Annotated in this window: 7 protein-coding genes; 1 reads left to right on the plus strand and 6 read right to left on the minus strand. The window is 72.7% G+C overall.

All coding sequences use genetic code 11. The annotated features are described in order from the left end of the window. Positions 1-6 precede the first annotated feature (6 nt). From BM290_RS25670 to BM290_RS25685, 4 genes are read right to left on the minus strand one after another with little or no spacing between them, the layout of a single operon-like run. Entirely contained in the window at positions 7-1,575 is a 1,569-nt protein-coding gene (locus BM290_RS25670; protein ID WP_093618328.1) for an ATP-binding cassette domain-containing protein, read from the minus strand. Continuing rightward, positions 1,572-2,384 carry an ABC transporter permease gene (locus BM290_RS25675; RefSeq protein WP_093618330.1) on the minus strand — a complete coding sequence of 271 codons (813 nt, stop codon included), beginning with the start codon at positions 2,382-2,384 and terminating at the stop codon, positions 1,572-1,574. The genes BM290_RS25670 and BM290_RS25675 overlap by 4 nt, the downstream gene beginning before the upstream one ends. Beyond that, positions 2,381-3,331, minus strand: coding sequence for an ABC transporter permease (locus BM290_RS25680; protein ID WP_093618332.1), 951 nt, complete (start codon positions 3,329-3,331; stop codon positions 2,381-2,383). The genes BM290_RS25675 and BM290_RS25680 overlap by 4 nt, the downstream gene beginning before the upstream one ends. Before the next feature lies 1 nt (position 3,332). After that, positions 3,333-4,964, minus strand: coding sequence for an ABC transporter substrate-binding protein (locus BM290_RS25685; RefSeq protein ID WP_093618334.1), 1,632 nt, complete (start codon positions 4,962-4,964; stop codon positions 3,333-3,335). Between the two features lie 256 nt (positions 4,965-5,220). Here BM290_RS25685 and BM290_RS25690 point away from each other — a divergent pair, with 256 nt between their 5' ends. Continuing rightward, a complete protein-coding gene (locus BM290_RS25690; RefSeq protein WP_093618336.1) occupies positions 5,221-8,391 on the plus strand; it encodes an ATP-binding protein in 3,171 nt (1,056 codons plus the stop codon). A gap of 20 nt (positions 8,392-8,411) precedes the next feature. Here BM290_RS25690 and BM290_RS25695 read toward each other — a convergent pair whose 3' ends face one another. Together BM290_RS25695 and BM290_RS25700 are read right to left on the minus strand one after the other, a co-directional pair. Next, entirely contained in the window at positions 8,412-9,119 is a 708-nt protein-coding gene (locus BM290_RS25695) for an alpha/beta fold hydrolase (protein WP_177319899.1), read from the minus strand. Positions 9,120-9,208: 89 nt separating this feature from the next. Further along, entirely contained in the window at positions 9,209-12,403 is a 3,195-nt protein-coding gene (locus BM290_RS25700; RefSeq protein WP_093618338.1) for an ATP-binding protein, read from the minus strand. Between the last annotated feature and the right edge of the window lie 63 nt (positions 12,404-12,466).

Genomic DNA, 12,466 nt, shown 5'->3' on the forward strand with positions numbered 1-12,466 from the left:
GCCACCTCACGTCGCGGCCGGGGACCGCCGGGGCGTCTCGCCGGAGAGCGCGGTGAAGACCTGGTCCGCCGGGCCGTGCCGCACCAGGCGGCCGTGGTCCAGGACCGCGACCCGGTGGGCCAACCGGGCGACGACGGCGAGATCGTGCGAGATCAACAGGTAGCTGAGTCCCCGCTCGCGTTGCAGACCCGCCAGCAGCGCCAGGATCTGGTCCTGCACGGCCACGTCGAGGGCGGAGACCGGCTCGTCGAGCAGCAGCAGAGCAGGCTGCAGGGCCAGCGCCCGCGCGATCGCCACCCGCTGGATCTGCCCGCCGGACAGCTCGCCCGGCCGGCGATCCAGGTACGACCGCGGCAGACCCACGCGGTCCAGCAGTTCGCGGGCGGCGGCCCGGCGGGTCACCCGGTCGCCGATCCGGAAACTCAGGAGCGGCTCGGTGATCGTCTGCGCGACGGTGAACGAGGGGTCGAGTGACGCCTGCGGGTTCTGGTGCACGAGCTGGAATCCTCGCCGCAACGGCCGCAGGCGGCGCTGACTCCACCCGGTGATGTCGGCGCCGCCGACGATCACCCGGCCGGTGTCCGGGCGTTCGAGCCCGCAGCAGATCCGCAGAGTGGTCGTCTTGCCGGAGCCCGACGGGCCGACCAGGCCGAGCGTCTGCCCACGCTCCACCGACAGCGTCAGCCGCTGCACGGCCCGCACCGACCGGCCGCCGCCGGGCCCGCGGAAGGTCTTGCTCACGTCCTCCAGCCGCAGGATCGGCGGCGCCACCGCGGGCCCGGCGCTGCGCGGACCGGTGGGCGGCGCGATCAGCAGCCGGCGAGAGCGGTCCCGGCCCGGGCCGGGCGTGACTCCCGGCGCGACGTCCTGCTCGATGACCCGGCCCGCGTGGATCGTCGCGGTCCGCTGGGCGTACTCGGCCGCCACCGCCGGGTCGTGCGTGATCAGCAGCAGCGACAGTTCGCGCCGCGCCGTCAGCCGGCGGAGATGATCGAGGATGCGCCGGCGGCTTCCGGCGTCCAGAGCGCTGGTGGGCTCGTCGGCGATGAGCAGCCGTGGACCACCGGCCAGCGCGACGGCGATGAGCACGCGCTGGCGCATGCCGCCCGACAGTTCGTGCGGATACTGCCGTGCCCGCCGTGCGCTGTCGTCCAGGCCGGCGGCCTCCAGCAGGGCGAGGACCTCGGCGCGCACTGATCGCCCGGCGACGCCCGGCCGGCGGCGGACCGCCTCGGCGACCTGCGCGCCGATGCGCATGGTGGGGTCCAGGCCGGTGGCCGGGTCCTGCGCGACGAAACCGGCGACAGTCCCGCGGATCGCCTGAAACGCCCGGTCGCCGGCGTTCGTCAGGTCGTGCCCGGCCACCTCGATCGTGTCGGCGGCCACGACCGCCGAGCCGGGCAGCAGACCGAGGAGGGCGCGGGCCAGGGTGGACTTGCCGCAACCCGACGCGCCCACCAGAGCGACCGTCTCCCCCTGCCGGACGGTCAGATCGCAGTCGGTCAGCACGTCGCGGCGCCGGCGCCCGACGGTGTAGGCGACCGACAGCCGGCGTACCCGGACGAGCGCGGTCACGGCACGTCTCGTCCCAGGGACCGGACGAGGTGGTCGAGACTGAGCAGGACCAGCCCGACGAAGACACCGGGCAGCAGGGTCAGCCAGGGCGCGGCGACGAGATGGTCGCGGCCCTGCGCGATCAGGCCGCCCCACTCGGCGGCCGGCGGCGGCGGGCCCAGGCCCAGGAAACTCATGGTGGAGATCACCAGTATGGCGGTGCCTGCGTCGAGGAGGGCCAGCGCCAGCACCGGCGCCCACGAGTGGGGCAGAACGTGGCGCACCGCCGATCGCAGCCACGACGCGCCACCGGCTCGCGCCGCCTCGACGTACGGCAAAGTCCTGATCTTGAGGGTTTCGGCGCGGGCCACCCTGGCCAGCCCGGGGAAGATGCCGGCCGCCACGGCCACGGTGGTGGGCACCGCGCCGAACCCGAACGCCGTCACGATCAGCAGCGCGAGCAGCAGGCGGGGCAGACTGACCAGGACGTCGACCGCGCGCATCACGACGATGTCGGGCCATCCGCCGGTCAGGCCCGACAGCACCCCGACGACGAGACCGGCGATGAGGGCCAGGCCGACCGCCGCGGCGGTGATCCCGATGGTGTGTGTCGCTCCGTACAGGACCCGGGTGAACTGATCGCGTCCGAGCTCGTCGGTGCCGAACACGTGTGCGGCACTGGGCGCGAGAAGCTTCTCCGCCGGCACGGTGGCGTACGGGTCGTACGGGGTGAACAGATCCGGTGTGACAGCCGAGATCGCGACCAGCAGCAGGAAGAAGCCGGCCGGCAGCGTGCCGGCCCGGCGCCGTACCGCCACGGCGGCGGTCACCCGGCCCGGCGCATCGCGGTGACGCGCGGATCCAGCATCGGATGGATCAGGTCCACGACCAGGTTGATCGCCACGACCGCCGCACCGGCCACCAGCACGACCGCCTGGACGACCGGGACGTCCTGGTCGAGCACGGCCTCCTGGACCAGCCGGCCGAGCCCGTCCCGGCTGAACAGGGTCTCCGCGACGACCGCCTCCGCGACTGTCGCGCCGAGCAGGAGGCCGAGCACATTCACCGCCGCCGGCGCGGCGTTGCGCAGTCCGTGCCGGGTCACCACGGCGAACCGGGACAGCCCGGTGGCGCGCACGGTGACCACCCAGGGCTCGGCCAATGTCCTGTCCAGACTGCGGGTCAGCACCTGAGCTAGCATGGCCGCCGCCGGCGCCGCCATCGTCACCGCGGGCAGGACGAGGGTGCGCCAGCCGTCCGAGCCGACCGCCGGGAACCAGCCGAGCCGGAACGCGAAGATCTGGATCAGCAGCAGGCCGACGAAGAACGGCGGGAACGACACGCCCGCCGCGGGCAGCCGCCGCAGCAGGAACCGGGCCACGCCGGACCGCGCCGACACCGCCATGACCGCGATGGCGCCGCCGCCCGCCACCGCCAGCAGGACCGCCAGCGCGCCGAGGGCGAGGGTCGGGCCGAGACGGTCCGCCAGCAGCCCGGACACCGGCACGTTACGGGTGAAGGACTCGCCGAGATCCAGATGGGCCAGCCGCCACAGGTGATGGGCGTACTGGTCGTGGATCGGTCGGTCCAGGCCGTACCTCGCCTGAAGGTCCGCCAGTTGCCCGGCGCTGAGGCTCTCGGCCGCGACGTCGCCGGCCGCCAGCAACTGTGTGACCGGATCACCGGGCAACAGGTACAACACCACGAACGTGACGGTGTAGACGGCCCACAGCGTGCCGAGCGCGGTCGCGATCCGGCCGAGAACGTAGCGCGTCACCTCAGCCGTCCGCTCCGGACAGCCACACGTCGTTCGCCCGGAGGAAGGACTCGCTGGTGAAGGCGAAACCCTGAACCCGGCGGGACAGACCGACGGCCTGGACCCGCTCACAGATCGGGAACGAGACGGCCTGCTCGACGACGTAGCGCTGCAAATCGGCGTACGCCCGGCCACGCTGAGCCGGATCGATGGCCCGCAGGCCCTGCGCGAACAGCGCGCTGATCCGTTCACCGGTGCCGGCATCCTGGCTGTACCGGGCGGTGCCCTGTCGGCTGACGGCCTGATCGAGGGCGGAACCGAGCACGCTGGGGTCCGCCCGGGTCAGGAAGGCGAGCGCCAGGTCGAAGTCACCGGCGGCGAACATGTCGACCCGCTGCGCGGCGGTGACCACCCTGAGCTGCAGGTCGATACCGGCCTGGCGCAACTGGTCCTGCAGCAGCTGGTCGCCGGGCAGTGCCGCCGTGACCGGATCGACAAGGCTCAACCGCCGGCCGTCCCGGTAGCGGTATCCGTCCGGCTCACGCCGCCAGCCGGCCTCGTCGAGCAGCCGGCCGGCGCCGTCCGGATCGTGTGCCAGGGCCGGGGCCTGCGGGGCGAAGTACGGTGTGGTCGAGTCGAACACACCCGCCACGACCGGATAGCCGGGCCAGTAGATTGTGTCGGCGTAGGTCCGGCGATCGATGAGTTTCTGCAACGCCTGGCGCACCCGCCGATCGGCCAGCGGCCGCCCGTCGGTGACGTTCGGCACCAGCTGGTAACTGACCCCTGGCAACGGCCGTGACTCGACGCGTCCACCGGTGGCACGGATGAGCTTCTGATCCGGTTCGGAGATCGGCTCACGGGGCCAGGCGACGTCGATGGCCCCGCTGGTCAGGCTGCCCACCCGGACGCTGTCCTCCTTGATGTAGCTGAACGTGATGGCGTCGAGGTGGGCGGCGCCACGGTTGCGGACCAGCGACGACGGCCAGGCGTAGTCCTTGCGCCGGGTCAGGTGCACCCTCGTGCCGGCGGTGAACTCGTCCATGACGAACGGGCCGGACCCGGCGATCCGGCCGGCACAGCGGCGCTCGGGCGTCTCCCGATAGGTGGCGGGCGACAGGATTGCCAGCGTCGTCGTCGAAGTGGCCTGCAGGAATGCCGCGTTGGGCTGGTTGAAACGCACGGTCACGGTGTCCGGGTCGACCACCGTCGCCGAGGCGTACCCGGCGAGGTAGGTCAGGCCCAGCACCGACTTCGCACCCAGGGCGACGGTGGCGTCGAGCGCGGTCTTGACGGCCGCGGCGTCCAGCGGGGCGCCATCGCTGAACGTCACGCCGCCTCGGAGGTTGAAGGTGTACTCGCGCGCGTCGCCGGAGACCGTCCAGTCGGTGGCCAGCCACGGCACGATGGCACCGGTCGCCGGGTCCTGGTCGGTGAGGGAGTCGGCGACCTGCCGGTTCACCGACCGGGTCTCGATCCAGTAGACCTGATTGGGGTCGGCGCAGCGTTGCGCATCGTCCCAGAAGGCGACGCGTAACGTGCCACCGGCAGCGGGCGAGCCGTCGCGGTCGGCTCCCCCGGCATTCGCGTCGCAGGCGGCGAGGCCGAGGACGGCGAGGAGCAACAGCGTAAGAAGATGTCCGAGCTTCTTCATGGCGGTACCACCAGAGTTCACGGTCACGGCCCTTCCGGAGTCCGGCCCAGATTAGGAATCCGCTCTTGACGCCGACGGAAGGCGTCCAGCGTGGCAGCGGGACGGCGTTCCGGAACTGTTCCGTCCACGTCAAGTGCGACACCGCGTCCACCCACGACGGTCTCCCCCACCGGCGAGCCGCTGCCCTACAGTGCTAACCGGGCGGTCCGGGGACGGACGGTCGAGGGCAGGAGCGGTACGAGGTGGGAGCGCAACGGTGGACGCGTCATCGCCGGCCCGGCACGACGGTCTTCGTTTGCAGATCCTCGGCCCGTTACGGATCTGGCGCGACGGCGCCGAACTGGATCCCGGGCCTCCACAACAGGCCTACCTGCTGGCCCTGCTGCTCGTCCGGGCCGGGCGACCGGTCAGCGCGACCGAGTTGATCGACCTCATCTGGGCCGACGACGTCCCCCCGTCGGCGCTCAACATCCTGCAGAAGTACGTCGGGTCGCTGCGGCGGCTGCTGGAACCGTGGCTCGAACCCCGCGAGACCGGTTCCTACCTGCAACGCCGTGGCGCCTTCTATCTCTTCACCGCGGGGCCGCACGTGCTCGACGTGGTCCGGTTCCGTCAGCTGGCCGAGGCGGCCCGGACCGACGACCGGCCCGATGTGGCGCTCGATCAGTACGTACAGGCCTTGAGACTCTGGCACGGACCCTCCGGTGACGGTGCCGGACGCCGGCCGGATGCCGGCTTCGAGGCCCTGGACCTGGAATATCTCGGTGCCGCGGTGGCCGCCGCCGAACTCGCCGTCACGCAGGGCCGGGCCGAACAGGTCCTCCCCGCGCTGATGCGGGCCGCGGAGATGGCGCCGCTGGACGAGCTGGTCCAGGCCGCGCTGGTCGTCAACCTGCACACCGCCGGCCGGCCGGCGGCTGCGCTGACGGTGTTCCAGCGGGCACGATCCCGCCTGGCGGAGGAGCTCGGCATCGAGCCCGGGCCGGCGCTGCGGTCGGCCCATGAGCGTCTGCTGGGCCGGCCCTCCGTCGCCGACACCGGCGGGTCGACGCCGGAACCGCCGGTCGACAGACTGGTCGGGCGAACGCGGGAACTGGCCGATCTGCGGCAGATCATGGACACGACGTTCGCCGGCGGGTCGGGCCTGGTGATCGTCGAGGGTGAGCCCGGCGTCGGCAAGACGCGGTTGCTCCTGCAGGCGGACGCCGAGATGGCGGCCAGAGGTGGCCTCGTCGCCTGGGGCAGGTGCGCGGAGAGTGCCGGGGCGCCGTCGATGTGGCCGTGGATCCAGGTGATCACCACGCTTCTGCGGCGTCTGCCCGCCGGTTCGCGCCGTCCATGGCACACCGGCGAGCTCGGCCGGCTGGTGGGGTCACCGGCCGAGGTGACCGAGACGCCGGTGCTGCCGGACAGCGGTGCCCGTTTCCGCCTCTTCGAACAGGCCGTCGCGCTGATCGCGGAAGTCTCGGCGCGGCAGCCGGCGCTGCTGCTCGTCGACGACCTCCAGTGGGCCGACATCGCATCGCTGGACCTGCTCGGCCACCTCGCGGCCAGGCTGCCGAGGGGCGCAGCCGTCATCGGCACCCTCCGCGATCGCGCTCCACTGGCCGGCCCGGCTGTCGCGCGTACCCTCGCCGCACTGAGCCGGCGGCCCGGGATGCGCCGCATCCACCTCAGCGGGTTCAGTCAGGCAGAGGTCGCCGAACTGATCCGGCACGAGACCGGGCAACAGCCCGATGCCATGGCCGCGCACCGCATCCACGCCCGGACCGGCGGCAACGCGTTCTTCGTCCGCGAACTGGCCCGCCATCTGCGCGCCGGCGGCCGGCCCGCCGGCGCGGCCCTCGACGCCGGCGTGCCCGAAACCGTGCTGGACGTCGTCCGCGACCGCGTGACCGACCTCGGTGACGTGGCGATCGACCTGCTCAGGACCGCCGCGCTGATCGGCCAGGACATCGACCTCGCCCTTCTGGCCTCCGCCGCCGGCGTCGACGTGCAGGCCTGCCTCGACCGTCTGGGACGCCTGCATGCGCTCGGCCTGGTCGAGCCGGTGGCCGGCGATCCCTACTCGTTCCGCTTCACCCACGACCTGCTTCGCGAGTCGGTCACCGCCACGACACCGCCGGCGCAGACCCCGGGGCTGCACCTGCGCATCGCGGAGGCGATCGAGGCGACGACCTCCGACGACAGCGCGATGGTGGAACGCCTGGCGCACCACCGGTGGGCCGCGGGACCGCTCGCCGAACCGGCCCACACCGGGCGAGCGCTGCTGGAGGCGGGCCGCTGCGCGGCGAGCAAGTCGGCGCTGGAGGCGGCCACCGGCCATCTGCGGCTGGCGGCACAGGTGGCCCGCGACGCCGGTCTGGCCGATCTGGAGCTGTCCGCCCTGTCGCTGTTCATCGCGGTGGACGGCATGCGGGCCGGGTACGTCGGCTCGGCGCTGGACCTGCTGGAGCGTGCCGAGGAACTGGCCCGCGAACTCGGCCGGGAGCGGGACGCGGCGGACTTCCTGTTCTCCCGCTGGGCGGCGTTCTCCCAGGGCATCCAACTGGAACGGGCCGGCCGGCTGGCCCGGCGCCTGCTCGATCAGGGCGAGAACTCGGCCGATCCGACGGTCCGTGCCTACGGGCGGCACGCGTGGGGCATCCACAACTGGGACATCGGGAACATCGCCGAGTCGTACCGATATCTCAGCCTGTCCGTCCCCCCGATGCGCACCGGCACGATCCGGCGCGAGCAGGCGCCGCTGCGCCACGATCTGCAACTGCTCTCACCGGTGATGCTCGGCCTGATGACGGCGTTGCACGGCGATGTCGACGGCGCCCGGGAGCAACTCGACGCCGTCGAGGACGCCGCCGGTGACGACCCGTACGCGATCACGGTGTGGTCCGCCTTCTCGGTCACCGTCGCCGCGCTGGCCGGTGATCCGGTCTGGGCTCGCCGCGCCGCGCAGCGTGGCATCGCCCAGGACCCGGAGTTCTCGTTCGTCTTCCTCGGCAGCTACCAGCGTCTCGCGCTCCACTGGGCACGGGCCATGTCCGAACCCGGCGGTGACCTGGACGCCGCCGCGGCCGCCGAACGGCTCATCGCCGCCGCCCTGCTCGACCCGCCACGCTCGGGGCTGGCCACCTGGTACGGACTGCTCGGGGAGATGTGGCTGCGAGCCGGCCGCCTGAACGACGCCGCCGAGGCTCTCGACCGCGCCGACCGGTTCGTCTCCGTCCACGGGCAGCGCTACGCCGAGGGTTTCCTGCTGGTGCTGCGGGCGATGCTGATGCGAGCCCGCGGCCTGCCGCCCGCCGTGGTCCGGGCAGCCCTCGAACGAGCCCGGGTGCTGTCGGAGGATCGCGGCGCACACCTGTTTGCGCGCCGCGCCGAGCAGATGCTCCGCTCAGACCCGCCGGGAACGCGCCCCGACGGGCCGTGACGGTCGTAGCACGTGCGACGTCACTGCTGTGCCGCCTTCTCGATCAGGGCGACGGTCGCGCCCGGCCGGGACACGAAGATCATGTGTGACGCCCCCTCCACCACCTGGATCTCGCCACCGGTGCGCCGGGCCATGAACTCCTGGGCCATCGGCGGGATGATCAGGTCCGCCCCACTGATCAGGTGATAGCAGGGGATGCTGTGCCAGGCCGGGACACCGGTCGCCGGCTCCCCGAGGGCGGCCCCGGTGGCGGGCCGCTGGGTAATCGCGTACACCTGGGCATCGGCGGCGGGAACGTCGCCGGCGAAATGGGGATGGAAGACGCGGGGATCCACGTAGAGGTCGACCTGCCCGTCGGCCAGCGCGACGGGCTTCAGCGACTCGCCGATGGTGCTCCCGGGGAACTTCTCGACCAGGGACTGCGCGCTCTCGCCCTCTTCCGGCACGAACGCCGCCAGGTACACCAGCGCGCGGACGTGCGGGTTGCCGGCCGCGGCGGCGGAGATCACCGCGCCGCCGTACGAGTGTCCGACAAGCACGATCGGCCCGCTGACATCCTGCAGCAGGGCCCGCACCTGTGCCGCGTCGGAGGCGAGCCCGCGCAGCGGATTCGGTGCGGCCACCACGGGATGCCCGTCGGAGACGAGCCGTCTGATGATCGCGGCGAAACCGCTGCTGTCGGCGAAAGCACCGTGCACCAGCACGATGGTGGGTTTCTCGGGGTCCATGCGTCACCTCTTCTGCCGTGGTGACGGAAAGCTATGCCGGCCTACTTGACGGCGACTGGACGGCGCTTCGGCGGCGCGTTCCGTTGCCGTCAAGTCGGTTGGCCGGCCGCGAGCTCCCGCAGCATCCGGGCAGCGCGGTGTGCGTAGAGGTGTGCTTCGCGGTCGACGGACAGTGCGTGGGCTCGCTCGGCAGCGGCCCGGACCTCGTCGAGGGGCGCTCCGGACGCCTGCACCAACTTCGCGCGGATCAGCAGGATCAGTCCTTCGGGATAGCGTTGCCCGAACGTGTCGAGCGCCCGATCCGCGCAGTCGAGCGCCGTGGCGGCCTGCTCCAGTTGCCCGGCCCGCAGCCGTGCCTCACCGAGCAGCCCGAACCAGGTGGCCACGCACGAACGCGGCGTGTCGAGCAGATTCGCCCGGATCAACCGCTCCGCACGGTCCGCGGCCCCGGCCGGGTCCCGGCCGGCCATCGCCAGCGCCCACAGCCGGGCCAGCCGCAGATAGGAGCCCTGGAAGACGAAGGTGAACCCGGGGTCCACGGCGATTCCCCGTTGCGCCACGCGCAGCGCCTCCGCGGCGTCGCCGACGTTCGCAGCGGTACGTGCGGCCATCGACGCCCAGACCGTGATCATGTACGGGTCGTCGCCGGCCAGTTCCTCCAGGGCGCCGAGCAGCGCCCTGGCGGTGCTCAGGTCACCGTGCTGTGCCGTCATCTCGGCGAAGATCGCAGCCGGCAGCATCTGCAGGTCGTGCCGCAACGGGTCGTCACCGCGGCGGGCGGCGTGGCCACGAAGGACCTCACCGGCTTGCCGCAGGTGCCGGACGCCCTCGCCGACGTTGCCGATGTCCCACTGGTGAATGCCCCAGGCGTTCAGGCCGTACGCGCGGATGGTGGGATCGGCGGCGGCCCGCCCCTGCTCGAACAGCCGGCGCGCCAGTGGTGCCGCCCGGTCCAGCTCGATGGCCTGCGCGTGGCCGGCCCACCGGGAGAACAGGAAGTCGGCGGCCTCACGGTCCCGGCCGAGGCGGCGGGCGAGGTCCTCGGCCCGTTCCAGCAGGTCGAGCGCCGCGGCACCGCCGTACAACGATCGCATCCCCACCACGGCCGCGAGTTGTTTGAGCGCGGACAGTTCGTGCTCGGCCAGGCCGGCCGCCCGGGCGACGGACGCGGCGGTACGCAGCTGCCGTTCCGCGACGTCGAACGCCGACTTCGCCGCCGTGATGCCGCCCGCGCGGGCCAGCGCGGTCGTCGTGCGCGCCGGATCAGCGAGCGGTCCCGCGGTCCAGAGGTGATGGGCGAGGCGCTCGGCGACGGATCCGGTGTCCACGGTCAGCTGTTCCAGAGCGTCGGCGACGCGCAGGTGCAGCCGGGGAACCTCGGAGGGCAGGGTCACGGCGACGACGGACTCGCGGATGAGGTCGTGCGGGAAACGCACCGAGAACGGATCACCGGTGGAGAACGTGAGCAGACCCAGAGCGTCCACGGTGTCCAGCAGCAGCAGACACGCCCGGATCTGCAGACCGGCCGCATGAGCGAGCACGCGGACCTCCACGTCCCGGCCGATCACGGCGGCGATCTGCAGCACGGCGCGGGCCTCCGGGGCGAGCCGCCCGGCGCGTTCCTGGACCACATCGCGGACGGTGGCCGGCACCCCGGCCCGTTCCACCGCCGCCGCGGTGATGACTCCCGCGTCCGTGGCCAGCAGGCACGACAACTGGTGCACGAAGAACGGATTGCCGCCGGTACGGGCATGAATGCGCTGGGCCACGCCGGCGCCCGGATCATGACCGATCCGATCGCGGACCAGTTCGCCCACCTCGTCCGGCACCAGTGGCACCAGGCGGACCCTGCGGTGGGCGGGGATCCGGCCGGCGGTCGCGAGGAACCGGGTCAGCTGTGAGCCGGGGACCGGCACCCGGTTGCGCAGCGCCGCGATCAGCGCTGTCCCCAGCGGGAGCCGGGCCGTGAGATGGCCCAGCACCTGCAGGGACGAGGGGTCGGCCCACTGCAGGTCGTCCACCACCAGCACCACCGGCCGCCGCGCGGCGACCTGCCCGATCAGGGCGGTGATCTGCTCGAACAGACGGAACGGGGCGCCGCTGTCCGGCATCCCCGAGCTGTCCGGCATCTCACCGCGCGGCTGGACGAGGCGGCCGAGTTCGCCGTCGAGGCTTTTCCGGCGAGCCGGGGCGGCCACGTTCTCGAGCAGCCTGCCGACGATCTGCGTCCAGGGCCACATCGCGGGTGTCCCGTCGCCCTCCAGGCAACGCCCCCACACGACCAGCACATCGGACAGGTCCGTGGCGGCCTCTTCGAGCAGACGGGTCTTGCCGATCCCCGGTTCGCCCTCGACCAGCACCAGACCGGTCTCCCCGGATCTGGCGGCGGTCACGGCCTGCCGCAGGATCTCTAGCTCACCGGCCCGGCCGACCATGCTGCCCGGCGTCGCCGACGCCGGGCCGGCCCTGCGCGGTTCGCCCACCGGTCCCCGGCCCGCGTCGTGGCTCCGGCGCGGCCGGCGGACCGGCCCCAGCACCTGGTCGTAGGCGTCGAGCACGGCCGGCCCCGGGTCGGCGCCGAGGTCCTCGGCAAGCCGGGCGCGGAACGTCGCGAACGTCGACATCGCCTCGGCCTGCCGCCCCGCGGCAGCCAGCATGACGATCAGACAGCCGTGCAGCGTTTCGTGGAACGGCGCCATCGCGGCGGCAAGTCGCAGAGGGGTGAGCAGGCGGTCGGCCCGTCCGCACGCGACCGCGAGGTGGGTCGCCGCGACACAGGCGTCGAAGAACTCGTTGTCGAGGGCGGCGAACAGCGTCCTCATCGTCCCGGTATGCCCCAGGCCGTCTCCCGCGTGGCCACGCCACAGTTGCAGAGCCGAGAGGTACGCGTTCAGAGCGCTCTCCCCCGTGGACCGCTTCGCCGAGGCCACCAGCCGCCGGAACTCGACCACATCGAGCGTGCCGGCGCCGGCGTCGAAGAGGTAGCCCCGCTCGGATCGCCGCAGGTAGGACCCGCTCTCGCGGGTGGACAGCGCGGGTTCGAGCAGCCGGCGCAGCGCGCCGACGTACTTGTGGACGATGTTGACCGCGGTCGCCGGGACGTCGGCCTCCCACACCATGCCGATCAGCTCGTTGGTGGTGACCTGCTGGTCCGCGGAGGCCAGCAGCGCGGCCAGCAGGCCGGCCTGCTGGGGCGGTCCCGGGTCGATCTCGACACCGTCTCGCCAGACCCGCAGGGGGCCGAGGATCTCCAGGTGCAGTGAGGAGCGCGAACGCCGGTCCATGTCGCGGAACGATATAGCGCGGACGGAACACCGACTTGACGAGTCCGGACGGTGATCTCGAGA

Origin of the sequence: Actinoplanes philippinensis, assembly GCF_900113015.1 — a bacterium.
GTDB classification, from domain to species: Bacteria; Actinomycetota; Actinomycetes; order Mycobacteriales; family Micromonosporaceae; genus Actinoplanes; species Actinoplanes philippinensis.